Source organism: Streptomyces sp. NPDC048659, assembly GCF_040650575.1.
In the GTDB taxonomy this organism is placed as follows: domain Bacteria; phylum Actinomycetota; class Actinomycetes; order Streptomycetales; family Streptomycetaceae; genus Streptomyces.
In genome coordinates, this window is the sequence record NZ_JBEZHM010000027.1 from 36,497 (window position 1) to 60,892 (window position 24,396).

The following is a 24,396-nucleotide window of genomic DNA, read 5'->3' on the forward strand; positions in this document are numbered from 1 at the left end:
CCCCTGGGAGCCCGCGGCCCCGGTGTCCGATCCGTACAAGACGGACGGCCCGGGGCCGTCTACGTTCGTGGCCATGGACACCACGCACGACACCTCCACCGACACGGCCGCCCCGCCGCCCGTCCCCCGCCTCGACGTCATCGGTCTCGTCACCGCCGACATGGGCGCCTCGCTCGCCTTCTACCGGCTGCTCGGCCTGGACCTCCCGCCCGGCGCCGAGGACGCCCCGCACGTGGAGCTGGCGCTGCCCGGCGGGCTGCGGGTGCTGTGGGACACCGAGGACGTCGTCCGCACCTACGACCCCGACTGGACCCGCCCGGCGGGCGGCGAGCGGATCGGGCTCGCCTTCCGCTGCGCGGACCCGGACCACGTGGACGCGGTCTACGCGACCCTGACCGGCGCCGGACACCGCGGGCACCTCAAGCCCTGGGACGCCGTCTGGGGGCAGCGGTACGCGGTGGTGCTCGACCCGGACGGCATGGGGGTCTCGCTCTACGCCGACGCGGACGCCGACGCCTCCGTGGACGCCTCCGCCGACGCCGTATAGGCGGTCAGGGTCGTGCCCGTCAGGGCCCGCATCTCCCGGGCCAGGTGGGCCTGGTCCGTACACCCCGCGCGGTGTGCCGCGTCCGCGTACGGCAGCCCCGCCGCCACCAGCGCGAGCGCCCGGCGCAGCCGCAGCACGCGGGCCAGCGTCTTGGGACCGTAGCCGAAGGCCGCCAGCGAGCGCCGGTGCAGCTGCCGGGCGCCGAGGCCCACCGCGTCGGCGACCGCCCCGACCGGCTCGCCCGCCCGCAGCCCGGCGACGACGGCCCGCAGCAGCGGGTCGGGCGGCGGGGCGTCGGCGGCGGCGCGCAGCACCAGCTCCTCCAGGGCGGCGGCCCGGTCGGCGGCCCCGGTCACGCCGTCGGCGAGCCCGCGGGCCCGCCGGGCGCCCCACAGCTCGGCGAGGTCGACCCGCTGGTCGCGCAGGGCGCTCGCCTCGACACCCAGCACCCCGGGCGCCTCGCCGGGGGCGAAGCGGACACCCGCGTAGTGCGCGGCGGGGGTCCCGGTCGTGTGCGCGCGGGTGTCCGGGCCCGCGACCAGGAGCCGGCCGTCGGCCCAGATCAGGTCCATGCAGCCGTCCGGCAGGACCGGTCCGGCGGCGTCGGCGGGGCCGGTGGCGCGGGTCCAGACGACCGCGCCGGGCAGGCGGGCGGGGCGTTCCTCGTACACCCCTCCAGGGTAGGACGGGCCCGGCCCGGGCGCCGATCCGCTGACACGGGCGGGGCCGTCGGACAGAATGGTGCGCGAACCAACTGTTCGGGCCACGGGGGTAGTTGTGGGCACACTCATGGAGTTCGGTACGGGGGACGGCACGGTCCTGGTGGAGGCGGACGGCGACCAGCCCGGCGCCCGCCCGGTCTCCCGCGGCGGCAACTCCCTGGTCCGCGCGGGCCAGACGCTCGACGAGGCGCTGGTGGGGATCCGCGCGGCGGCCGAGTCGGCGCTCGCGGTGTTCCGGGGCGGCGCGCTGCGGCCGGACGCGGTGGAGCTGGAGTTCGGGGTGAAGCTGACGGCCGAGGCGGGCGCGGTCATCGCGAAGACGGCGGTCGAGGGGCACCTGACGGTGAAGCTGTCCTGGTCGCCGGGCGGCGCGGGCCCGGAGACCACGGTCTCGGTCCCGGCGGCTCGGGCGGCGGGCGCCCCGGAGGACGGGACCGGGGGCGCGGGGGGCGCTGACCTCGCGGGCGGCACGGGCGGCGCGGGCGGCGCTGATCTAGCGGGCGGCGCGGGCGGCGCTGACCGCGCGGACGGTGCTGACCGCGCGGGCGGCACAGGCGGCACGCGTACCGACGGTGGCGCCGGTACCGACGGCGGCGCAGGTGCCGACGCCCGCCCCGACGCCCCTGGCCCCGGCGCCGGCGGCGGCCCGCGCTGATGGGTTCTCCCGCCTGGCACGCGCGGGTCGACGGGGCGGGGCTGGTGCTGGGCTCCGGGTTCCTGGTGGCCGCCGACACCGTCCTGACCTGCGCGCACGTGGTGGACGGGCGGTCGGACGCCACGGTCTGGTTCCCCGGTGCGCAGGGCCTCGGGGAGGTGCGGGCGCGGGTGGCCCGGCGCGGCCCGTGGGGCGGCGGGGCGGCCGACCCGGGCGATGTCGCGGTGCTGACGCTGGACCGGCCGGTGCCCGTGCCGCCGATCGCGTTCGCCGGGCCCGAGGACCTCGCCGGGGACCGGGAGCCGCCGCGGCTGGTGGCGTACGGCTTCCCCGACGGGTACGCGCACGAGGGCGCCCAGACGGAGCTGCGGACCACCGCCGCCGGGCAGTTGATCCACGACGAGTGGCAGCAGGCGGAGTACTGGAAGGGCTTCGGGCAGGAGCCCTCGCACGGCTTCAGCGGCGCGGCGGCCATGCGCGCGGCCGACGGGACCGTGGTCGGCATGGTCGCCTCGTACGACCCGGTGGTGCGCAACGCGCGGATCCTCCCCGCCCGGGTGCTGGCCCGTTACGTGCCCGCGCTCGCCGCGCTGGTGCCCACTCCGGGCTGCTCTCCGGAGGAGAAGCGCGGCCTGGTCGAGCTGGTGGAGCGGGCCGGGCCGCTGCCGGTGCCGGTCGAGCGGCTGCTGGCCGCCGCGACCGGGCCGCTGGGACCCCCGCTGCCGCCCGCGCCGCCCCGGGACCTGTGGCGGGGCGTGTGGCACCTGCTCTCCGAGACCACCCCGGTGCGCGGGCGGCTGCCGCTCGCCGAACTGGCCCTGCGCGTCGCCGACCTGACGCAGGACGAGGAGCTGCGCCGGGCCTTCCGGGGGTGGGCCCGCGAGCACCGGGACCGGCACCGGGGGCCGCGCCGGGAGACCGCGCCGGCCGCGCACGCCGGGCGGACCGGGGACGCCGGGCGGGCCGGTCCCGGCGGGTCCGTGCCCTGGGCGCCGATCCTGGTGGAGGTGCGGCGCAGCGGGGCGGACGGTGCCAGTGTGATCGCCGAGGTGTCCGTGTACCGGGGCGGGGACCGGCTGCTGGTGAGCGAACGGCGGCTGACGGCGGCCCGGTTGCGGGGCTGGGTGCTGGACCGGATCGACGAGGCGTACGAGGAGATCGTCGACGGGCGTCCGCTGATCGCGTTCGCGCTGCCCCGGTCCTGGCTGAACAAGGACGTCGACCAGTGGACCCGCAAGCGGGGCCAGGAGCCGCCGCTCGGGTGCAGTTCGCCGGTGGTGGTGCTGGACCACGACCGGCGGTCGAAGGGTCGGCAGCAGTTCGCGCTGAAGCGGGTGTGGGAGGAGCTGGACCGGCAGGAGGGCTCGCCGCTGCACCGGGTGGCCTGCGCCACCCCGCAGGGCCCGGCGCAGTTGTCGGTGCTGCTCCAGGACGTGCGGGGCGCGGTGGGCTTCGGCCGGCCGCCGACGGCGTCGCGGGAGCGCAGCCTGTACGGCGCCGCCCTGGACGCGCCCGCGCCGATCGTGCTGTGGCCGCGCGACGGCTGCCCGCCGGGCGGCCCGTGCGCCGGGGACTGCTCGGGCAGCGGTTTCCTGGACCGGATCGCGGAGCGGATCTCCCGGCTCCCACCGGGCGAACTCCCGGACCTGGTCTTCCGGTTGCGCAAGGAGGCGTTTCTGCACGAGGGGCCAGAACCGCACTGGGCGGCGCAGCTGTCCCTGGTGTGGGAGGACCCGCGCCGGTTCCCGGACGTCCGTCCGCTGCGCCACTCCCCCGTCGGCTGAACAGCCTTCCCGTATCCCTCACTTGGAGCAGCAGCGATGTCCCTCTGGCCCGTGTACACCGGTTCGAGCGCGCCGCACGACGGTGTCGACGCGCTGCCCGCGCCGCCGCCGTGGCGGGCGTTCGACGGCGGGCCCGCGCTGCCGCCGCCCCGCGAGGAGGACGAGGCGGGCAGCGCGCCGGGCCGGGCGCACCGGGCCCGGACGTATCAACCGACGGCCGAGACCGTGCAGTTGGTGAACGCGGCGCTGCATCTGCGGCGCCCGCTGCTGGTGACGGGCCCGCCGGGGAGCGGCAAGTCGAGCCTGCCGTACGCGGTGGCGCGCGAGCTGCGGCTCGGCCGGGTGCTGCGCTGGAACGTCACCAGCCGGACGGCGCTGACCGACGGCCTGTACCGCTACGACCCGTTGTCGCGGCTGTACGCGGCGGGCCGGGCCGCCGAGGGCGAGCGGTCGGGCGGGGAGGCGGCGATCGAGGACCATCTGCGGCTCGGGCCGCTGGGCACGGCGCTGCTGCCGTACGAGCGGCCCCGGGTGCTGCTGATCGACGAGATCGACAAGAGCGATCTGGACCTGCCGAACGACCTGCTGCACGTCCTGGAGGAGGGGCAGTACGAGATCCCGGAGCTGGTGCGGGCCGCGCGCTCGCATCCGGTGGCCGAGGTGATGGTGGCGGACGCGGAGGAGCGGGTGCCGGTGCGGCACGGGGAGGTGCGCTGCCGGGCGTTCCCGTTCGTCGTGCTCACCAGCAACGGCGAGCGGGAGTTCCCGCCCGCGTTCCTGCGCCGCTGTGTGCGGCTCGAACTGCACCAGCCGCCGCGCCGGCAGCTGGAGGACATCGTGCGGGCGCATCTGGGCGAGCTCGACGAGCGGGACCACGCGCTGGTCGACGCGTTCCTGCGCCGGGGCAGCGCGGGCGAGCTCGCCACCGACCAGTTGCTGAACGCGGTGTACCTGACCCGGACGGCGGGGCTCGACGCGGGGTCGCGGGAGGAGCTGGCGAAGGCGCTGATGCCGTATCTGGGGCGGGCGGCGGAGTCGTGGGACGTCGATGACGTCTGACGGGGCGGCGGGGGCGGAGCCGGGTGGGCAGGACGGGCCGGGGGCGACGAACGTGCCGGGTGCGACGAGTGCGACCGGCTCGCCTGGTACGCCGGGGGCGCCGGACGGGCCGGGTGCGACGGATATGACGGGTACGCCGGGTGCGACGGACGTGCCGGGTGCTTCGGGTGCACCGGACGTGACCGGCTCGCCGGGTACGCCGGGCGCCCTGGCCGCGCTGGCCGAGGTCCTCGCGACGGCCGGGGCGGAGCCGCCGACCGGGCGCGAGCTGGCGGAACTGCTGTGGCTGGCGCGGCTGTCGGCGCCCGAGGGGCCGCCGAGGCCGCCGAGGCCGCCCGTGCCGCCGAGGCGGGTGCGCCCGGTGCGCGTGCCGGGGCCCGAGGCAGCGGTGCCGCCGCCCGCGCCCGGCCCGCCGCCGGTCCCGCCCGGCCCGCCGCCCCCGGCGGGCGCCGAGCCGCCGCCGCCGCGGGTGCCGCTGCACCCGCCCGCCGCGCCGCCCGCGCCGGGTCCCGCGGGGCCCGCGCACAGCCCGCTGCTGGCGCCCGCGCCGCCGATGCTGGCCCGCCCGCTGGCCCTCCAGCGGGCGCTCCGCCCGCTGCGCCGGACGGTGCCGGGCCCGGCGGGGCGGGAGGTGGACGAGGCGGCGACGGCGGACCGGATCGCGGCGCTGGGCGCGGGCCGCCGCCCGTGGCTGCCGGTGCTGCGGCCCCGTCAGGAGCGCTGGCTGCACCTGCGGATCGTGTACGACACGGGCCCGACGATGCCGATGTGGCGCCCGCTGGTCCGCGAGCTGCACACGGTCCTGGCGCAGACCGGGGCCTTCCGGACGCTGGACGTGCTGCGGCTGGGCGAGGACGGGCAGCTGCCCCGGCGGCACCGGGAGCGGGGCCGCACGGCGGTGCTGGTGGTGAGCGACGCCATGGGGCCGCAGTGGCGGGAGGGTCCGGCCGGGGCCCGCTGGCGCCGGACGCTGGCGGCGCTCGCCGGGGAGGCGCCGGTCGCGCTGGTGCAGCCGCTGCCGGAGCGGCTGTGGCGGCACACCGCGGCGCCCGCCGTGCCGGGCCGGTTCGTCTCGCCCGCCGCGGGCGTGCCCAACACGGCGCTGGGCTTCGTCCCGTACGACGGCCTGCCGGGCGGCGGGGCGGGCGTCCCGCTCCCGGTCCTGGAGCCGGCGGCGGGCTGGCTCGGCCACTGGGCGGCGCTGGTCGCCTCCCCCGCCGGGGCGGAGGTGCCGGGCGCGGCGACGTTCGTGGTGCCCGGCGGGCCGGTGGTGCCGGAGGACGGGCTGGTCCCGGCGGACGCCGACCCGGAGGAGCTGGTGCTGCGCTTCCGGGCGCTGGCCTCGCCGCAGGCGTTCCGGCTGGCGGCGCACCTGGCGGTCGGCTCGGCGCGGCTGCCGGTGATGCGGCTGGTGCAGGCGGCGGTGGAGCGGCGGCCGGAGCCGGGGCACCTGGCGGAGGTGGTGCTGAGCGGGATGCTGCGGGCGCACCCGGGCGCGGATCCCGGGGCGTACGCGTTCCGGCCGGGGGTCCGGGAGGTGCTGCTGGGCGCGCTGCCCCGGACGTCCCTGGTCCGCACGGCGGAGCTGCTGGCGCGGGTGAGCGCCGAGATCGAGGCGCGGGCGGGCGCCCTGCCGGGCGAGTTCCGGGCGCTGGTGGCGAGCCTGGAGGGGCGGGGCCCGGACCGCGCGGTGGGCCGCCCGTTCGCGCTGGTCAGCGAGGAGACGGTGCGGCTGCTACGGGGCCCGGAGCGGCCGCGCGGTTCGGCGGCGACCGGATCCGTACCTCCCATGGCCGGCTCCGGCATGGGGGGCGGGACCGGGATGGGGCCCGGGGTCGGGATGGGAGGCGGGTCGGGGATGGGAGCCGGGTCCGGAGGCGGACCCGCGACCGGGGCCGGACCGGGGGCCGGGCCCGTATCCGTATCCGAGCCCGGGTCCGTATACGGGTCCGAGCCCGACTCCGGCTCCGGCTCCGACTCCGGCTCCGACTCCGGCTCCGAGTCCGGGTCCAGGCCCAAGGACACGACCCCGCGTCCAGGCACCCCCGCCCCCGCGGAGGGGCCGCCGCCGCTCGACCCCGACCGGTACGAGGTCTTCGAGCGGATCGGCGGGCGGACGGCGCGGGTGTGGCGGGGGTACGACCGCTATCTCCAGCGGCACGTGGCCCTGTCGTACTTCCCGTTCCCGGCGCCGGGCGAGCCGGTGGTCGCCGGGCACAACGGGCGGGACCGGCGGTCGGCGGGCGCGGACTTCCTGGCGGGCGGCTACGAGGTCGCCCGGGTGACGGCGCCGAACCTGATCAAGGTGTTCGACGCGCTGATGCTCGACGAGGGCTGCTGCCTGGTCGCCGAGCTGGCGCCGGGGCGCTCGCTGCGGCAGCGGCTCGACGAGGCGGGCGGCCCGCTGCCGGTGGACGAGGCCGCGTCGATCGCGCGGAGCGTGCTGCACGGCCTGTGGGCGCTGCACCACGGGACGGCCATGCTGGGCCGGGGCGGCATCCCGCACGGGAACCTGACGCCGTCGAAGGTGCTCGGCGTGGACACCGGGCCGCCTCGGCTCTGCCACCACGGGCTGCGCTGGCCGTACTCCCCGCCGCACGAGGACCCGGACCGCACCTCGCAGTTCCCGTCCCCGGCGCGGCTGGCGGGGCTGGACAGCTGGCCGGGCACGGCGCGTTATCTGGCGCCGGAGCGGCGGTGGGGGCGGCCGACGCCGGACTCCGACCTGTACGCGCTGGGGTGCGTCCTGCTGGAGATGCTGACGGGCGCTCCGCCGTCGCTCGCGGGCTCGTCCGGGGGCGGGGCGCCGGAGGAGGGGCCGCAGCTCGACCCGGGGCTGCCGCTCGAACTGCGGCAGGCCGTCACGGGGCTGCTCTCGGACGCCCCGGACCGGCGCCGCAGGGGGGCGACGCTGCTGGCCAATCTGCGGCTGCCGAGCCAGCTCAAGGCGACGACCTCGGACTACCGGCTGCTGGGCAGGCCGCAGGCGTGGATCGGCGGCGAGGACGTCGGTGAGAACGCGTACCAGACGAACCCCTTCCTCGCCCGGCTGCTGACCGCGCGCGGACAGGTGGTGTCCGACGCGGAGATGGCGGAGGCGCTGAGCGAGCACCCGAAGCTCCGGCCGGCGCAGTACGTGCACCACCTGAAGGCGCTGGGCGTCCCGGCGCGCCGGGTCGACGGGGGGTACGCGCTGGACCTGCCGGCCCGGTTCCTGGACGTGGGCCGGGCCGAGGCGCGGGTGGCCGAGGCGGAGCGGCTGCTGGCGCGCGGGGAGCACGCGGCGGCGCGCTCGCAGCTGCGGGGCGCGCTGGCGCTCTGGTACGGGCCGCCGCTGGCGGGGATCCTCGGCACCTGGGCGGCGGCGGAGCGGGTGCGGCTGCTGGAGGCGCGGGAGCGGATCGAGGAGCGGCTGGCGTCGCTGGAGCGGGTGTCGAGGGCGGTGTCGCCGGGCCGGCTGGTGGTCGTGGAGCAGGATCTGGCGCCCTGGGCGGGCGAGACGATGGCGGAGGTGGCCGCGCTGGTGCGGGGGGCGGGCGCCGGGGAGCTGCGGGCCCCCCGGGGTGTCTCGCCGATGCTGGCGCCGCTCCCGCCGGAGGCCGACGCGGTCGCGTTCGTGGAGTGGCTGGTGGGGACCTTCCCGTACGAGCTGGCGGCGCGGCTCCCGGGGGGCCGTGCCCGGCCTGCGCGGCTGGTCGTGGTGGTCCACGACGAGTCGGACGGGGCGGCGTTCAACCTGGCCGAGGCGGGCCGCCGGGCGCCGGGCCCGGTGGCCCTCGGGGCGCGGCTGGTGGTGACGGCGCTGGTCTCGCACGGGCTGCGGGGTCGGTTGTCGCGGGCGCGGCGGCGGGACTTCGGCACGATCACGGCGACCGCGGGCGGCTGGCGGCACTCGGTGGTGGTGATGCCGGACGCGGGGCCGGGGGTGCCGGTGGCGTAGGGGCGGGGCGGGATCGGCCGGGTCGGGTCGGCTGTCGCGCCCGTACGGTACGGGGCTGGCCCGCTGCCGAGCCCGTACGATCGGAGCGGGCCCGCTGCCCGAGCCCGTACGGTAGGAGCAGGCCCGCTGCCCGAGCCCGTACCGTACGGGGCTGGCCCGCCGCCGAGCCCGTACCGTACGGGCCGGTCGGGCCTCATCCGGCCTCATCGGGCCCGGGGCGTCAGTCCTTCTCCCAGCCCGCGTGCAGGCGGGACTTCACGTCGTCCGGGGGCAGGAACTTGGACCAGCGTTCGGGGAACTCGGACGGCATGTCCGGGTCGTCCTCGTCCACGTCGTCGGCCTCCGCGCGGATCCGGGCGACCAGGTCGGCGGCCTGGGCGGCGCGGACGCGTTCGTTGGCCTCGCGGGCGGCGGCGGTGGCGACGGAGGGCCAGACGCGGTCGATGGCCGCGTTGACGGCGGCGCCGACGAGGACGGCGAAGGCGGAGATGCCGATCCACAGCAGGACGGCGATGGGGGCGGCGAGGGAGCCGTAGATGGTGGGGCCCTCGACCTGGCTGGTCAGGTAGAGGCGCAGAAGGCCGCTGCCGAGGAACCACATGCCGAGGGCGACGAGGGCGCCGGGGATGTCCTCGATCCACGGGGAGCGGACGGGGACGGACACGTGGTAAAGCGTCGTCAGGAACGCGATGGACAGCAGGACGACGGTGGGCCAGTAGAGGACGGAGACGACCTCCGTGCCCCAGGGGACGAACTCGACGATCCGGTCCGGTCCGACGACCGCGAGCGGCAGCACGACGGCGCCGATGAGCAGGGCGACGATGTACAGCAGGAAGGCGAGGAGGCGCGTCTTGACGATGCCGCGGTGCCCGTCGAGGCCGTACATGACGGTGATGGTGTCGATGAAGACGTTGACCGCGCGGGAGCCGGACCACAGGGCGATCGCGAAGCCCAGGGAGATGAGTTCGGGCCGTTTGCCCTGGGTGACGTCCTCCAGGAGGGGGCGGGCGAACTCGTTGACGCCCCGGTCGGAGAGGACCGTTCCGGCGGCGTGGAGGATGTTCTCCTCGATGCTGGCGACGGTGTTGGTGTTGGTCCACTCGTCGGCGTAGCCGAGGAGGGCGATCAGGCCGAGGAGCAGCGGGGGCAGCGACAGCAGGGTGAAGAAGGCGGCTTCGGCGGCGAGTCCGAGGATGCGGTACTCGATGCACGAGTTCACGGTGTCCTTGAGGAGCAGCCAGACCATCTTCCGCTTCGAGACGTTGCGGTAGAGGACGCGAGCGCGGTGGAGTCTGCTCCAGGGCCGACGCTCGGGCCTTTCGGGGGTTTCGTTCGCTGCCTGCACCTCCTTACCGTATCGGCACGGCCGCCGGCACCGGCACCGTGACCGACCATGCTCCGTCCCTGGTGGGCCGCGTTCCGTGCGGCGGACGGCCGGGCCCCGCCGGGACGGGCACCGGAGTGGGGGACGGGGGCGAACACCTGTCCGCACCGGGGGGTGGAGCGGGTCCGTCCGGTTGTGTGAACTCGCGTGCGGGCGGACCGTCCTGGGAGTGATGTCCGCGCGTGCCCAGGGGTGGACCCGTGGGGCCGTCCGCCGTTCGGCGGGCGTTCCGGGGAGGTCGGCACGCGCGGAAAAGCCGAGGGTGGTGCTGCGCCGACACGGCACCACCCTCCGCTTCGGCTCCAGCGTCGTCGACGGGGGCGGGGGTCGCCAGAGTTGCAAGGGGTTGCAGGATTACCCCAAGCACCCTTCGCGTCGCTCTGTGGAGCGGCACGATGGGCCCCGGCGGCCCCGGTGGGCGCGCCCGGTTCGGACGCGCGGCGGGGACCGGGAGCAGAACCGATACGGCAACGGCGCGCCGACGCGGCCCCGCGGGGAGCCGGGAGCTGGGAGGGACCGATGAACAACACGAAGCTGGACCTGAACCGGCTCGCCGCCATGGACGCCGGAAAGGCGAGCCGGCTGCTGCACCGGGTGCGGGAGGAGACCCTGGCGGGCCGGACGCCGCCGCTGGCTCCCCGGCCGGTCATCGACGCCTCCTGGCAGCGCATGTTCCGGATCGGCCTCGACCCGGACCAGGGGACGAGCAGCGTGCTGCTGGAGCGCGAGGAGCTGGAGATGCGGCGCCGGGCGACGGTGCTGGGCGAGGTGATGCGGACGCTGAGCGCGGGCCTCGCGGGGATCGCCGACGCCTCCCTGCAGATCATGGTGGTGACGGACGAGCAGGGCCGGGTGCTGTGGCGGGAGGGCAACGCCGGGGTGCTGCGGCAGGCGAACGGGATCTGCCTGGAGGAGGGCGCGGCCTGGAGCGAGCAGTCGACCGGGACGAACGCGGTGGGCACGGCGCTCGCGATGGGCCGGGCGGTGCAGGTCCACTCGGCCGAGCACTACGTGCACACCCTGCACAACTGGACCTGTGCCGCCGCGCCGGTGCACGACCCGCGCGACCGGCGACTGCTCGGCATCGTGGACGTGAGCGGCCCCGCGTCGAGCTTCCATCCGGCGACGCTGGCGCTGGTCGCCTCGGTGGCGCAGCTCGCCGAGGCGGAGCTGCGGCAGCGGCACCTGCGGTCGATCGAGCGGCTGCGGTCGGTGGCGGCGCCGATCCTGTGCCGGGTGGGCGGCCGGGCGGTCGCGGTGGACACGCACGGCTGGACGGCGGCGGTGACCGGGACGGCGCCGGTGGACCGGCTGGCGCTGCCGAAGTCCTTCCGGGCCGGCCGGGTGTGGCTGCCGTCGCTGGGGATGTGCGCGGTGGAGCCGCTGCCGGGCGGCTGGCTGCTGCGAGCCGAGGAGGAGGCCGGGCCCGCCGACGCGGGGTCGGGCGCGGCGAGCCGGGTGGTGCTGGACGTGAGCGGGCCGCGCCGGTGCACGGTGGAGGTGTCGGGTGCGGCGGGGAGCTGGTCGCAGGAGCTGAGCCCGCGCCACGCGGAGCTGCTGTACGTGCTGGCGCTGCACCCGGAGGGGCGGTCGGCGGCGGAGCTGGCGGAGGACGTGTTCGGGGACCGGAGCCGGACGGTGACGGTGCGGGCGGAGATGTCGCGGGTGCGGCGGAGCCTGGCGGGGGTCCTCGCGCACCGCCCGTACCGCTTCAGCGAGGAGGTCGAGGTGGAGCTGCGGGGCCCCGAGCATCCGGTGGACCTGCTGCCCCGGTCCACGGCCCCGGCGGTGCTCGCGGCCCGCGGGAGGACGGGGCCGCGGGGGTAGGGCCCGGCCGCGGGACCCGGCCGCGGGACCCGGCCGCGGGGCCTGTCCGTGCCGCCCGGCTCACGGCAGCCGGCTCGCGGCGCCCGGCAGCCGGCTCGCGGCCCGGCCCGCCCGTCAAGCCCGGCCGTGGGTGCCCGCCCGTAAGGCCCGGCCGTGGGCCCGCGCGCGCCGCCCGGCCGCCCCGTCCACCGCCTGTCCGGATGACGGACAATGTGTCCGAGGACACCAGGTCCACGTCCGTCACCTGTAGGAATCCGCCGCTCCGCGTGATGCGATGGGCGTATGAGCATCACTCTCACCACCTGGTCGCTGGAACAGACCTCGCCGTCCGATCTGAACCCGGTCGCCCCGCCCGAAGGGGTCGACCTGCGGATCGAGCGGGCCGGGGTGCCCTCGGCGGAGTTCAGCCGCTTCCTCTATACGGCGGTCGGCGGCGACATCCGCTGGACCGACCGGCTGTCGCTGACCTACCCGCAGTGGCAGGCCATCGTGGAGAAGCCGGGTGCCGAGATCTGGGTGGCGTACGAGAACGGGACGCCGGCCGGTTACGTGGAGCTGGATCCGCAGGACGACGGGGTCGTGGAGATCGTCTACTTCGGCCTGATCCCGGCCTTCCGGGGCCGCCGGATCGGCGGGCGGCTGCTCTCGTACGGGGTGGAGCGCGCCTGGGACCTGGCCGAGCGCTGGCCGGACCGGGCGCCGACCAAGCGGGTCTGGCTGCACACCTGCTCCCTGGACGGGCCGCACGCGATGGCCAACTACGAGCGGCGTGGCTTCCGCCTGTTCGACACCAAGACCGAGGAGATAACGGAGCCCGCGAATCCGGGACCGTGGCCGGGCGCGTACGCCTGAGCCGTCGTTCACCCACATGCGAAGGGGCCCTGAACTGGGCCCCTTTTGCGTGACCCAGACCACACCATCTCGCCCAGCGAGACACCTGCGTCCACATTCTGGATAATGCTGGACTGGGTCCAAAGTCCCGTGACACGCTTCCGTCATGTCTGGAACTGGAATTGCCTTGGTGAGTCGGCGGCACGTCGACCTCGGCCGCATGTCCAGCGCCATCTGTTCGGCGCGCTGAGCGAACCAGCACCGCCGCGCATCTTCCTGCAGTCCCTTTCTCTGCGCACTGTCGCGCCGCCCTCCATCCTGAGCGCGAGTGTGCAGGTCAGAGCCGCCCTCTCGCAGTCCCGAAGGACATATCGCCATGGCCGCCAACCCGGAAAACCCCGCTCCCGCCACCCCCCGCCGCAAGGCCGGGCGTCACCGTGGCGAGGGTCAGTGGGCCGCGGGGCACTTCACCCCGCTGAACGGCAATGAGCAGTTCAAGAAGGACGACGACGGTCTCAATGTGCGGACACGTATTGAGACGATCTACTCCAAGCGTGGATTCGACTCCATCGACCCCAACGACCTGCGCGGCCGGATGCGCTGGTGGGGCCTCTACACCCAGCGCCGCGAGGGCCTCGACGGCACCAAGACCGGTGTCCTGGAGCCGGAGGAGCTGGACGCCGAGTTCTTCATGCTCCGCGTCCGCATCGACGGCGGCCGGCTGACCACCGAGCAGCTGCGGGTCATCGGCGAGATCTCCCAGGAGTTCGCGCGCGGCACCGCCGACCTCACCGACCGGCAGAACGTCCAGTACCACTGGATCCGCATCGAGGACGTCCCCGAGATCTGGAACCGCCTGGAGGCGGTCGGCCTGTCCACCACCGAGGCGTGCGGCGACACCCCGCGCGTCATCCTCGGCTCCCCCGTCGCCGGCATCGCCGAGAACGAGATCATCGACGGCACCCCCGCCATCGAGGAGATCTACCGCCGCATCGTCGGCAACCCCGACTTCTCCAACCTGCCCCGCAAGTTCAAGTCCGCGGTCTCCGGCTCGCCGCTGCTCGACGTGGCGCACGAGATCAACGACATCGCCTTCGTCGGCGTCGAGCACCCGGAGCACGGCCCCGGCTTCGACGTCTGGGTCGGCGGCGGCCTCTCCACCAACCCCAAGCTGGGCGTCCGGCTCGGCACCTGGGTCTCCCTGGACGAGGTCCCCGACATCTACGAGGGCGTCATCTCGATCTTCCGCGACTACGGCTACCGCCGGCTGCGCACCCGCGCCCGGCTGAAGTTCCTCGTCGCCGACTGGGGCCCGGAGAAGTTCCGCCAGGTCCTGGAGGACGAGTACCTGAAGCGCAAGCTGACCGACGGGCCCGCCCCCCGGCAGCCGGCCGGCCGCTGGCGCGACCACGTGGGCGTGCACCGGCAGCTCGACGGGCGCTTCTACGTGGGCTTCGCCCCGCGCGTCGGCCGGGTCGACGGCGCCACCCTGACCAAGATCGCCGAGATCGCCGAGGCGCACGGCTCGGGCCGGGTCCGTACCACCGCCGAGCAGAAGATGATCGTCCTGGACATCGAGGAGGCGCAGGTCGACTCGCTCGTCTCCGCCCTGGAGTCCCTGGACCTGCGGGTGAACCCGTCCCCGTTCCGGCGCGGCACGATGGCCTGCACCGGCATCGAGTTCTGCAAGCTCGCCATCGTCGAGACCAAGGGCCGCGGCGCCTCCCTCATCGAGGAACTGGAGCGCCGCATCCCGGAGTTCGACGAGCCGCTCACCATCAACATCAACGGCTGCCCGAACGCCTGCGCCCGCATCCAGGTCGCCGACATCGGCCTCAAGGGCCAGCTCGTCCTGGACGACGAGGGCAACCGGGTCGAGGGCTACCAGGTGCACCTCGGCGGCGCGCTCGGCCTGGAGGCGGGCTTCGGCCGCAAGGTCCGCGGCCTCAAGGTGACCTCCGCCGAACTGCCCGACTACGTCGAGCGGGTCCTCACCCGCTACCAGGCGGAGCGCGAGCCCGGCGAGCGCTTCGCCACCTGGGCCGCGCGCGCCCCGGAGGAGGCGCTGTCGTGAGCGAGCGAGCCGCGCCCTTCCACTGCCCCTACTGCGGGGACGAGGACCTGCGCCCGCACGAGACCGGCCACGGGGCCTGGGAATGCCGGGCGTGCAGCCGAGCCTTCCAGCTGAAGTTCCTGGGGCTGCTCGCCCCGGGCACTTCGGGCAACACCCCTGGAAGGGACGAGACATGACGATCACTCCGATCGCCGCGGACGCCACCGAGGCCGAGCTGAAGGCACTGGCCGAGCGGGCGGGCCGGGAGCTGGAGGACGCCTCGGCGCTGGAGATCCTCCAGTGGGCCGCGGGCACCTTCGGCGGGCGTTTCTGCGTCACCTCCTCCATGGAGGACGCGGTCGTCGCCCACCTCGCCTCGCGCGCCCTGCCCGGCGTGTCCGTCGTCTTCCTCGACACCGGCTACCACTTCCCCGAGACCATCGGCACCCGGGACGCGGTCGACGCGGTGATGGACGTCCGCGTCATCACCCTGACGCCGCGTCAGACGGTCGAGGAGCAGGACGCCGCGTACGGCGCGAAGCTCTACGAGCGCGACCCGGACCTGTGCTGCGCGCTGCGCAAGGTCAAGCCGCTGGAGGAGGGCCTGACGGCGTACGCCGCCTGGGCCACCGGCCTGCGCCGCGACGAGTCCCCGACCCGGGCGAACACCCCGGTCGTCGGCTGGGACGAGAAGCGGCGGAAGGTCAAGATCTCCCCCATCGCCCGCTGGACCCAGGACGACGTCGACGCGTACGTGCTGGAGCACGGGGTGCTCACCAACCCGCTGCTCATGGACGGTTACCCCTCGGTCGGCTGCGCCCCCTGCACCTTCCGGGTGGAGGAGGGCGAGGACGCCCGGGCCGGCCGCTGGGCCGGACGCGCGAAGACCGAGTGCGGACTGCACACCTGATGACCACCACCGAAGCCCCCCACACCGAGACCTCCCAGGAGAACCACGTGACCGGTGCCACCGTCTGGCTCACCGGCCTGCCGAGCGCCGGCAAGACGACCATCGCGTACGAGCTGGCCGGCCGGCTGCGCGCCGAGGGCCGGCCCGTCGAGGTCCTCGACGGCGACGAGATCCGCGAGTTCCTCTCCGCGGGCCTCGGCTTCAGCCGCGAGGACCGGGACACCAACGTGCAGCGCATCGGCTTCGTCGCGGAGCTGCTCGCCTCCCACGGCGTGACGGTGCTCGTCCCCGTCATCGCCCCGTACGAGGACAGCCGCGAGGCGGTCCGCAAGCGCCACACGGCCCAGGACACCCCGTACGTCGAGGTGCACGTCGCCACTCCGGTCGAGGTGTGCTCGGTGCGGGACGTGAAGGGGCTGTACGCCAAGCAGGCCGCGGGCGAGCTCAGCGGGCTCACCGGCGTCGACGACCCGTACGACGAGCCGCGGAACCCGGATCTGCGGATCGAGTCCCACACCCAGACCGTGCAGGAGTCCGCGGCGCAGCTGTTCGCGCTGCTCACCGAGAGGGGTCTGCTGTGACCACTGTCGCTCATGTCCACGAGGCGACGGGCAGCCCGTTCGCGCTGTCGCACCTCGACTCCCTGGAGTCGGAGGCCGTCCACATCTTCCGCGAGGTGGCGGGCGAGTTCGAGCGGCCGGTGATCCTCTTCTCCGGCGGCAAGGACTCGATCGTCATGCTGCACCTGGCGCTGAAGGCGTTCGCCCCGGCGCCGGTCCCCTTCACGCTGCTGCACGTCGACACCGGGCACAACTTCCCCGAGGTCATCGAGTACCGCGACCGGGTGGTGGCCGAGCACGGGCTGCGGCTGCACGTGGCCTCCGTGCAGGAGTACATCGACGCGGGCAAGCTGCGCGAGCGCCCCGACGGCACCCGCAACCCGCTGCAGACCGTCCCGCTGACCGAGGCGATCCAGCAGCACCGCTTCGACGCCGTGTTCGGCGGCGGGCGGCGCGACGAGGAGAAGGCCCGCGCCAAGGAGCGGGTGTTCAGCCTGCGCGACGAGTTCTCCCAGTGGGACCCGCGCCGCCAGCGGCCCGAGCTGTGGCAGCTGTACAACGGCCGGCACGCCCCCGGGGAGCACGTCCGGGTCTTCCCGCTCTCCAACTGGACCGAGCTGGACGTCTGGCAGTACATCCAGCGGGAGAAGATCGAGCTGCCGGAGATCTACTTCGCGCACGAGCGCGAGGTGTTCCAGCGCGACGGCATGTGGCTGACGGAGGGCGAGTGGGGCGGCCCGAAGGAGTCCGAGACCGTCGTGACGCGCCTGATCCGCTACCGCACCGTCGGCGACATGTCCTGCACGGGCGCGGTGGACTCCGACGCCACCACGCTGGACGCCGTCATCACGGAGATCGCCGCGTCCCGGCTCACCGAGCGGGGCGCCACCCGCGCGGACGACAAGCTGTCCGAGGCCGCGATGGAAGACCGCAAGCGCGAGGGGTACTTCTAATGAGCACGTCCATCGAGCAGCCGGCCGCCGAGCTCGCGGCCACCACCCTGCTGCGCTTCGCCACCGCCGGGTCCGTCGACGACGGCAAGTCCACCCTGGTGGGGCGGCTGCTGCACGACTCCAAGTCGGTCCTCGCGGACCAGCTGGAGGCCGTGGAGCACGCCTCCCGCTCGCGCGGCCAGGAGGCGCCGGACCTGGCGCTGCTGACCGACGGCCTGCGGGCCGAGCGGGAGCAGGGCATCACGATCGACGTGGCGTACCGCTACTTCGCGACGCCCCGCCGCCGGTTCATCCTGGCCGACACCCCGGGGCACGTGCAGTACACCCGGAACATGGTGACGGGCGCCTCGACGGCCGAGCTGGCCGTGGTCCTCGTCGACGCCCGCAACGGCGTCGTGGAGCAGACCCGCCGGCACGCCGCCGTGGCCGCGCTGCTGCGGGTACCGCACGTGGTCCTCGCCGTGAACAAGATGGACCTGGTCGAGTACCGGGAGTCCGTCTTCGCCGCGATCGCCGAGGAGTTCACCACGTACGCCTCCGAGCTGGGTGTCCCGGAGATCACCGCGATCCCGATCTCGGCGCTCGCCGGTGACAACGTGGTGGAGCCGTCGGCCAACATGGACTGGTACGGCGGCCCGACGGTCCTGGAGCACCTGGAGACCGTCCCGGTCAGCCACGACCTGACGGCCTGCCACGCGCGCTTCCCGGTGCAGTACGTGATCCGCCCGCAGACCGCCGAGCACCCGGACTACCGGGGGTACGCGGGCCAGATCGCCGCCGGTGCCTTCCGAGTCGGCGAGCGGGTCACCGTCCTGCCCTCGGGGCGGACGACGACGATCGCCGGGATCGACGCGCTGGGCGAGTCCGTCGACATCGCCTGGGCGCCGCAGTCGGTGACGATCCGGCTCGCGGACGACATCGACATCTCGCGCGGCGACCTGCTCGCCCCGGTCGGCGACGCCCCGGCGACCAGCCAGGACGTCGAGGCGACGGTCTGCCACGTGGCGGACACCCCGCTGACCGTGGGGCAGCGGGTGCTGCTGAAGCACACCACGCGCACGGTCAAGGCGATCGTGAAGGAGATCCCGTCCCGGCTCACCCTGGACGACCTCTCCCAGCACCCGGAGCCCGGGCGGCTGGTCGCCAACGACATCGGCCGGGTCCGCGTCCGCACCGCCGAGCCGCTCGCGCTCGACGCGTACGCCGACTCGCGCCGTACCGGCTCGTTCCTGCTGATCGACCCCGCGGACGGCACCACGCTCGCCGCCGGCATGGCGGGCGAGTCCTTCGCCTCCGCCAAGGCGATCGCCGAACCGGCCGCGAACGACGTGAACAACGAAGAAGGATGGGACTTCTGACGATGATTCAGGACTTCTGGGCCACCTTCGCGAAGGAGGGCGGCCGGGTGGGTTCCGGTGCGCTCGGCGCGGGCCGGGGAGGTGTCGCGCGATGTGCGTGCTGACCTCCACGCGCCGCTGTCGCGGCGTCACGCTGCTCGACCCGTGCCACCCCGTACGACATAGACACAGACGAAGACTTCGCAGAAGCTGATTCGAGGGGAACACCTCCCGTGCCTGCCACCACCCGTACCACCCTGCGCCGCGGCCTGGCCGCCGCTGCCGCCCTGCCCCTGCTCGTCGGGGCGCTCGCGTCCTGCGGCTACGGCTCCGACGCCAAGAAGACCGACGAGAAGAAGGTGGCCGCCGAGGGCACGAAGCTCTCCGCCGACACCGTACGGCTCGGGTACTTCCCCAACCTGACGCACGCCACCGCGCTGGTCGGCGACCAGGAGGGCATCTTCCAGAAGGAGCTGGGCGGCACCCAGCTGAAGGTGTCGACGTTCAACGCCGGTCCGTCCGAGATCGAGGCGCTCAACGCCGACTCGATCGACATCGGCTTCATCGGCCCCTCGCCGTCCATCAACGGCTACACCAAGTCCAAGGGCACCAACCTGCGCATCGTCGGCGGCTCGGCCTCCGGCGGCGTGAAGCTGGTCGTCAACCCGGCCAAGATCAAGACCCTGGACGACCTCAAGGGCAAGAAGATAGCCACCCCGCAGCTCGGCAACACGCAGGACGTGGCCTTCCTCAACTGGATCTCGGAGAAGGGCTGGAAGGTCGACGCCCAGAGCGGCAAGGGCGACGTCTCGGTGGTCCGCACGGACAACAAGATCACCCCGGACGCCTACAAGTCCGGCTCCGTCGACGGCGCCTGGGTGCCGGAGCCGACCGCGTCGAAGCTGGTGAGCGAGGGCGCGAAGGTGCTGCTCGACGAGTCCGACATCTGGCCGGACAAGAAGTTCGTCATCACCAACATCATCGTGTCGCAGAAGTTCCTGAAGGCGCACCCCGACGTGGTGGAGGCGGTGCTGCGCGGTTCGGTGAAGACCAACGAGTGGATCAACGCCAACCAGGACAAGGCGAAGGCGTCGGCCAACGCCAAGCTGAAGGAGCTGTCGGGCAAGCCGCTCGGTGACAAGGTCATCGACAGCGCCTGGCCGTCGATCCAGTTCATCGACGACCCGCTGGCGGCCACCCTGCAGGCGCAGGCCGACCACGCGGTCAAGGCCGGTCTCCTCAAGCAGCCCGACCTGAACGGCATCTACGACCTGAAGCCGCTCAACAAGGTCCTGAAGGCCGCGGGCAAGCCCGAGGTCTCCGACGCCGGTCTCGGCGCGAAGTAACCCAGCCGCAGCCCCACCCAGGAGGTGACGACCATGGCCACGACCACGACGCTCGCCAAGGCCGAGGACCGCGTCCGCGCGGCCGGTCACGCCGCGCGCATCGAGCACGTCTCGAAGTCCTTCGGCGGACCCGCCGGCGGACAGCTCGTCCTCGACGACATCTCGCTCGATGTCGCGCCCGGCGAGTTCGTCACCCTCCTGGGGGCCTCGGGCTGCGGCAAGTCCACCCTGCTCAACCTGGTCGCCGGGCTCGACCGGCCGTCCGCGGGGTCCATCGAGACCCCCGGCGGCCGGCCGGCCCTGATGTTCCAGGAGCACGCCCTCTTCCCGTGGCTGACCGCGGGCAAGAACATCGAGCTCGCGCTGAAGCTGCGCGGGCTGCCGAAGGCCGAGCGGCGCCCGGAGGCCGAGCGGCTGCTGGACCTGGTGCGGCTCGGCGGCTCGTACGGCAAGCGCGTCCACGAGCTGTCCGGCGGGATGCGGCAGCGGGTCGCGCTGGCCCGGGCGCTGGCCCAGGCGAGCGACCTGCTGCTGATGGACGAGCCGTTCGCCGCGCTGGACGCGATCACCCGGGACGTGCTGCACGACGAGCTCACCCGGATCTGGCGGGAGACCCGGCTCTCGGTCCTCTTCGTCACGCACAACGTGCGCGAGGCCGTGCGGCTGGCCGAGCGGGTCGTCCTGCTGTCCTCCCGGCCGGGCCGGATCGCCCGCGAGTGGACCATCGACATCCCGCAGCCGCGCCGCATCGAGGACGCCGCCGTCGCGGAGCTGTCCGTCGAGATCACCGAAGAACTGCGTGGGGAGATCCGCCGCCATGGCCAGCACTGAGACGACACCGCCCGCCGAGCGGGTGAAGACCGACGACCTGGCCGGCCTGGAGGCCGGACTCGACGCGCTCGACAGCGTGCAGGTCCGCCGGGCCCCGGTGCGCGAGGTCCTCCTGAAGAAGGTCCTGCCGCCGGTCCTCGCCATCGCGCTGGTCCTCGTGGTGTGGCAGCTGCTGGTCACCCTGAAGGTCGCCGACGAGGGCAAGCTGCCCTCGCCCGGCGCCGTGTGGGACAGCCTGTCCACGATGTGGCTGGAGGGCACCCTCCTCGAAGTCCTGTGGACCAGCGTGTCCCGGGCCCTGCTGGGCTTCCTCCTCGCCCTGGCGATCGGCACCCCGCTGGGGCTGCTCGTCGCCCGGGTCGGCGTGGTCCGCACGGCGATCGGCCCGATCCTGTCCGGGCTCCAGTCGCTGCCGTCGGTCGCCTGGGTGGCCCCGGCGGTGCTGTGGCTCGGCCTCAACGACAGCATGATGTTCGCGGTGATCCTGCTCGGCGCCGTCCCGTCCATCGCCAACGGCCTGGTGGCCGGCGTGGACCAGGTGCCGCCGCTGTTCCTGCGGGCCGGGCGGACGCTCGGCGCGACAGGGCTCAAGGGCGCCTGGCACATCGTGATGCCGGCCGCGCTGCCCGGCTACCTCGCGGGCCTGAAGCAGGGCTGGGCGTTCTCCTGGCGCTCGCTGATGGCCGCCGAGATCATCGCCTCCTCCCCCGACCTGGGCCTCGGCCTCGGCCAGCTCCTGGAGAACGGGCGCAACAACTTCGACATGCCGGGCATCTTCCTGGCGATCTTCCTGATCCTGCTCGTCGGCGTCGCCATCGACCTGCTGGTCTTCAGCCCGGTCGAGCGCGCCGTGCTGCGCCGCCGCGGCCTGCTGGTGAAGGGCTGAGCACCATGAGCGCCCCTACCCTCCTCGTCGTCGCCCACGGCAGCCGCGACCCGCGGCACGCGGCGACCGTCCAGGCGCTGGTGCGCCGGGCCGGCGCGCTGCGGCCGGGGCTGCGGGTGGAGACGGCGTTCCTGGACTTCACCCTGCCCTCGGTGCCGGGGGTGCTGGACCGGCTCGCCGCCGACGGGGTGCGGGAGGTGGTGGCGCTGCCGCTGCTGCTGACCCGCGCCTTCCACGCGAAGGCCGACATCCCCGCCGTGCTGCGCGGGGCCCCGGCCGGGCTGCGGGTGCGGCAGGCGGAGGTCCTCGGCCCCTCGCCGCTGCTGCTCGCGGCGGTGGAACGGCGGCTGTACGAGGCCGGGCTCGCGCCCGGCGACAAGAGCTCGACCGGGGTCGTCCTGGCCTCGGCGGGCTCCTCCGACCCGGAGGCGATCGCGGTGATCGCAGAAACGGCGCGGGAGCTGCGGCGCACCGGTTGGTGCTCCGTGCGGCCCGCGTTCGCCTCCGCATCCCTTCCCCGCACGGACGAGGCGGTACGGGCGCTGCGCGCCGAGCCTCGTGTCCGGCGGGTGGCCGTGGCCCCGTACGTGATCGCGCCGGGCCGGCTCCCGGACCGCATCGCGGCGGGCGCGGCCGACGCCGACGTGCTGGCGGACGTCCTGGGCCCGGCCCCGGAGCTGGCCCGGCTGCTCCTGGAGCGGTACGAGGACGCGACCGCCGACCGGCTCGCGGCCGTCGCGGGTTAGCCTCGCGGCGTCCGGCCGCTGAGGGCGAGGGCGCGGGTGAAGGCGTCGGCGTCCGCGGGGACGGGGACCGGCGCGGCGAAGCCCTCGTACTGCCGGAAGACCTCCGCGTACCGCTCGACGACGTCGAGCAGGAAGGCGGCGGTGTCCTCGGGGACGGTGAAGTGCCCGCCGGTGGACACGGCCAGGTCCCAGCCGTGCAGGGCGAGTTCCTTGACGAGCAGCGAGGCGATCTCGGGGGCGGCGATGGGGGTGCCGCCGAGGTCGACCTCGCCCTCCCATGCCTCGGGCTCGGCCCAGGCGGCGAGCGCCCGGTCGAGCTGGGCGGCGTACCGCTCGGGCCAGTCGGGCTCGGCGGTGAAGGAGCGCCGGACGGTCTCCTCGGGGAGCTCGGTGCGCAGGGCGCGGTGTTCGAGGCCGTGCGCGGTGTAGAGGACGAGGTGGTCGGCGAGCTCGCGGACCGTCCAGTCGGCGCAGGCGGAGGGCGTGTCGAGCCGCTCCGGGGTGACGGCGCGAGTGACGCGGGCGGCTTCGGCGGCGCAGACGGTGAGGTGTGCGTGGATCTCGTTCATGTCCGCGACGCTACGGAGGGCCGCCCGGCCCGGTCTTGAAGTTTCGCGACAGCCGTCACCCGAAGTCGAGTCCGCCGGTGCGGGTGCGCTTGAGCTCGAAGAGGTCGGGGTGGCCGGTGAGGACCCGGTAGCTGTCGAAGAGCTCGGCGGCGCGTTCGCCGCGCGGGATGGCGCGCAGCACGGGGCCGAACCAGGCGGTGCCGTCGACGTGCAGGGTGGGGGTGCCGACGTAGGCGTCGGCCTCGGGGTCCTTGCCCGCGTCGTGGCTGCGCCGGACGGCGGCGTCGTAGGCGGGGTCGTGGGCGGCGTCGGCGAGGGCGGCGGGCAGGCCGAGTTCGGCGAGGGACTCGGCGATCACCGCGTCGAAGTCCTTGTTCTTCCGCTCGTGGATGCGGGTGCCGTAGGCGGTGTAGAGGGGGCGCAGGATCTCCTCGCCGTGCTGTTCGGCCGCGGCGGCGGCGACCCGGACGGGGCCCATGGAGGCGTCGACGAGGGTGCGGTACCAGTCGGGGAGCTCGTTGCCCTCGTTGTGGAAGTAGAGGCTCATCACGCGGAAGCGGAGGTCGAGGTCGCGGTGCCGCTCGACTTCGAGGATCCAGCGCGAGGTGATCCAGGCGAAGGGGCAGGCGGGGTCGAAGTAGAAGTCCACGGTGGTCGTCATGGCTCCCACCCTAGGCGGCCGTTGGCCCGGGGGTCCGGGCCATTCGCGCGTCGTGGACGTGGGCCAATCAGGGGGTGGGGGCGGTCATGTCCACGAGCTTGACGACGGTGTTCCAGTTGCGGGCGGTGACGGTGAGGCCCTTGTGGAGGGCGGGGCGGGAGAGGGCCTCGCCGAGTTTGGAGGTGCCGAGTCCGCCGGGGGCGTGGAGGTAGAGGACCCGGTCGCCGAGGGCGAACCCCTCGGGCCGGTAGCTCTCGGGGTCGATGCCGGCGTAGCGCTCGGGGGTGACGGGCGCGGAGAGGTAGAGGGCGTGGAGCTGCTTGCCCTCCAGCTCGGCGGCGGGGTACGGGCAGTCGGCGGCGACGGCGGCGAGGTAGCCGTGGTCGCGGACCAGGCAGGGGACGCGGAAGCCGAAGTGGCCCTCGATCGCGGTCTCCAGGGCGGCGGCGAGCTCGTCCTCGGCGCCCGCGGCGGGCGGGCGGTCGGCGGTGAAGACGGCGTTGCCGCTCTGGAGGTAGGTGCGCACCTCGCGGTGGCCGAGCCCTTCGAGGAGGGAACGGAGTTCCGCCATGGGGACCTTGTTGCGTCCGCTGACGTTGATCCCGCGGAGCAGGGCGGCGTAGGTCGTGGGCTTCGTCGGCATGGCGTCAGCCTAGGGCCTGTCGTCACACTCCCGTCTGCCTCGCGACGACAGGCCCTAGGACGGCCGCCGTGCCCCGTGGGGGAGGGCGCGACGGCCGCCTGCGACGGCTAGCGGAGGCGACGCATCCGGTAGCTGGCGGAAACCCTGGCCGA

At 74.6% G+C, this 24,396-nt stretch carries 23 protein-coding genes; 18 read left to right on the forward strand and 5 right to left on the reverse strand.

Annotated elements, in window-relative coordinates:
* Positions 1-73: 73 nt before the first annotated feature.
* Complete coding sequence (locus AB0C99_RS21280) at positions 74-547, forward strand: VOC family protein (RefSeq protein WP_362477067.1); 474 nt, start codon at positions 74-76, stop codon at positions 545-547.
* On the opposite strand, the gene AB0C99_RS21285 is transcribed toward AB0C99_RS21280, so the two are convergent.
* Positions 493-1,218, reverse strand: a complete 726-nt coding sequence (locus AB0C99_RS21285) for a helix-turn-helix domain-containing protein (protein WP_362477069.1) — start codon at positions 1,216-1,218, stop codon at positions 493-495. The genes AB0C99_RS21280 and AB0C99_RS21285 overlap by 55 nt on opposite strands.
* Positions 1,219-1,324: 106 nt before the next feature.
* Here AB0C99_RS21285 and AB0C99_RS21290 point away from each other — a divergent pair, with 106 nt between their 5' ends.
* From AB0C99_RS21290 to AB0C99_RS21305, 4 genes are all read left to right on the forward strand, one after another.
* The gene (locus tag AB0C99_RS21290) at positions 1,325-1,924 is read left to right on the forward strand and encodes a CU044_2847 family protein (RefSeq protein ID WP_362477071.1); all 600 of its coding nucleotides are present in this window, start codon (positions 1,325-1,327) and stop codon (positions 1,922-1,924) included.
* The gene (locus tag AB0C99_RS21295) at positions 1,924-3,708 is read left to right on the forward strand and encodes a trypsin-like peptidase domain-containing protein (protein WP_362477073.1); all 1,785 of its coding nucleotides are present in this window, start codon (positions 1,924-1,926) and stop codon (positions 3,706-3,708) included. Before AB0C99_RS21290 ends, AB0C99_RS21295 begins: the two co-directional genes overlap by 1 nt.
* A 36-nt stretch (positions 3,709-3,744) precedes the next feature.
* Positions 3,745-4,767 carry a MoxR family ATPase gene (locus AB0C99_RS21300; protein ID WP_362477075.1) on the forward strand — a complete coding sequence of 341 codons (1,023 nt, stop codon included), beginning with the start codon at positions 3,745-3,747 and terminating at the stop codon, positions 4,765-4,767.
* Between the two features lie 178 nt (positions 4,768-4,945).
* Positions 4,946-8,707: an SAV_2336 N-terminal domain-related protein gene (locus tag AB0C99_RS21305; RefSeq protein ID WP_362477077.1), complete on the forward strand. Its 3,762-nt coding sequence runs from the start codon at positions 4,946-4,948 to the stop codon at positions 8,705-8,707.
* A 220-nt stretch (positions 8,708-8,927) separates the two neighbouring features.
* Here AB0C99_RS21305 and AB0C99_RS21310 read toward each other — a convergent pair whose 3' ends face one another.
* Positions 8,928-10,052 (reverse strand): YihY/virulence factor BrkB family protein, encoded by a 1,125-nt coding sequence (locus tag AB0C99_RS21310; RefSeq protein ID WP_362477079.1) that lies wholly within the window; start codon positions 10,050-10,052, stop codon positions 8,928-8,930.
* A 558-nt stretch (positions 10,053-10,610) separates the two neighbouring features.
* Here AB0C99_RS21310 and AB0C99_RS21315 point away from each other — a divergent pair.
* The 13 genes from AB0C99_RS21315 to AB0C99_RS21375 all read left to right on the forward strand — a co-directional run bounded on the left by AB0C99_RS21315 (position 10,611) and on the right by AB0C99_RS21375 (position 22,371).
* The gene (locus AB0C99_RS21315) at positions 10,611-11,918 is read left to right on the forward strand and encodes a GAF domain-containing protein (RefSeq protein WP_362477081.1); all 1,308 of its coding nucleotides are present in this window, start codon (positions 10,611-10,613) and stop codon (positions 11,916-11,918) included.
* Between the two features lie 282 nt (positions 11,919-12,200).
* The gene (locus AB0C99_RS21320; RefSeq protein ID WP_362477083.1) at positions 12,201-12,770 is read left to right on the forward strand and encodes a GNAT family N-acetyltransferase; all 570 of its coding nucleotides are present in this window, start codon (positions 12,201-12,203) and stop codon (positions 12,768-12,770) included.
* Between the two features lie 145 nt (positions 12,771-12,915).
* Positions 12,916-12,999 (forward strand): putative leader peptide, encoded by an 84-nt coding sequence (locus tag AB0C99_RS21325; protein ID WP_351188065.1) that lies wholly within the window; start codon positions 12,916-12,918, stop codon positions 12,997-12,999.
* Positions 13,000-13,125: 126 nt separating this feature from the next.
* Positions 13,126-14,823 carry a nitrite/sulfite reductase gene (locus AB0C99_RS21330; RefSeq protein ID WP_362477085.1) on the forward strand — a complete coding sequence of 566 codons (1,698 nt, stop codon included), beginning with the start codon at positions 13,126-13,128 and terminating at the stop codon, positions 14,821-14,823.
* Positions 14,820-14,999, forward strand: coding sequence for a hypothetical protein (locus AB0C99_RS21335; RefSeq protein WP_362477087.1), 180 nt, complete (start codon positions 14,820-14,822; stop codon positions 14,997-14,999). Before AB0C99_RS21330 ends, AB0C99_RS21335 begins: the two co-directional genes overlap by 4 nt.
* Complete coding sequence (locus tag AB0C99_RS21340; protein ID WP_362477090.1) at positions 14,996-15,712, forward strand: phosphoadenylyl-sulfate reductase; 717 nt, start codon at positions 14,996-14,998, stop codon at positions 15,710-15,712. The genes AB0C99_RS21335 and AB0C99_RS21340 overlap by 4 nt, the downstream gene beginning before the upstream one ends.
* Positions 15,712-16,293, forward strand: a complete 582-nt coding sequence (gene cysC, locus AB0C99_RS21345; RefSeq protein ID WP_362477093.1) for an adenylyl-sulfate kinase — start codon at positions 15,712-15,714, stop codon at positions 16,291-16,293. The genes AB0C99_RS21340 and cysC overlap by 1 nt, the downstream gene beginning before the upstream one ends.
* A complete protein-coding gene (gene cysD / locus AB0C99_RS21350) occupies positions 16,290-17,225 on the forward strand; it encodes a sulfate adenylyltransferase subunit CysD (RefSeq protein WP_362477095.1) in 936 nt (311 codons plus the stop codon). Before cysC ends, cysD begins: the two co-directional genes overlap by 4 nt.
* Positions 17,225-18,583 carry a GTP-binding protein gene (locus tag AB0C99_RS21355; protein WP_362477098.1) on the forward strand — a complete coding sequence of 453 codons (1,359 nt, stop codon included), beginning with the start codon at positions 17,225-17,227 and terminating at the stop codon, positions 18,581-18,583. The genes cysD and AB0C99_RS21355 overlap by 1 nt, the downstream gene beginning before the upstream one ends.
* A gap of 212 nt (positions 18,584-18,795) precedes the next feature.
* Positions 18,796-19,908 carry an aliphatic sulfonate ABC transporter substrate-binding protein gene (locus AB0C99_RS21360; protein ID WP_362477101.1) on the forward strand — a complete coding sequence of 371 codons (1,113 nt, stop codon included), beginning with the start codon at positions 18,796-18,798 and terminating at the stop codon, positions 19,906-19,908.
* Between the two features lie 33 nt (positions 19,909-19,941).
* Complete coding sequence (locus AB0C99_RS21365; protein WP_362477104.1) at positions 19,942-20,739, forward strand: ABC transporter ATP-binding protein; 798 nt, start codon at positions 19,942-19,944, stop codon at positions 20,737-20,739.
* Entirely contained in the window at positions 20,726-21,625 is a 900-nt protein-coding gene (locus tag AB0C99_RS21370; protein WP_362477106.1) for an ABC transporter permease subunit, read from the forward strand. The genes AB0C99_RS21365 and AB0C99_RS21370 overlap by 14 nt, the downstream gene beginning before the upstream one ends.
* 5 nt (positions 21,626-21,630) lie before the next feature.
* Complete coding sequence (locus AB0C99_RS21375) at positions 21,631-22,371, forward strand: sirohydrochlorin chelatase (RefSeq protein WP_362477109.1); 741 nt, start codon at positions 21,631-21,633, stop codon at positions 22,369-22,371.
* On the opposite strand, the gene AB0C99_RS21380 is transcribed toward AB0C99_RS21375, so the two are convergent.
* The 3 genes from AB0C99_RS21380 to AB0C99_RS21390 form a co-directional block, all read right to left on the reverse strand.
* Complete coding sequence (locus AB0C99_RS21380; RefSeq protein WP_362477112.1) at positions 22,368-22,940, reverse strand: TIGR03086 family metal-binding protein; 573 nt, start codon at positions 22,938-22,940, stop codon at positions 22,368-22,370. The genes AB0C99_RS21375 and AB0C99_RS21380 overlap by 4 nt on opposite strands.
* Positions 22,941-22,995: 55 nt before the next feature.
* Positions 22,996-23,601: a DsbA family protein gene (locus AB0C99_RS21385; protein ID WP_362477115.1), complete on the reverse strand. Its 606-nt coding sequence runs from the start codon at positions 23,599-23,601 to the stop codon at positions 22,996-22,998.
* A gap of 67 nt (positions 23,602-23,668) precedes the next feature.
* Complete coding sequence (locus tag AB0C99_RS21390; protein ID WP_362477118.1) at positions 23,669-24,244, reverse strand: DUF1697 domain-containing protein; 576 nt, start codon at positions 24,242-24,244, stop codon at positions 23,669-23,671.
* Between the last annotated feature and the right edge of the window lie 152 nt (positions 24,245-24,396).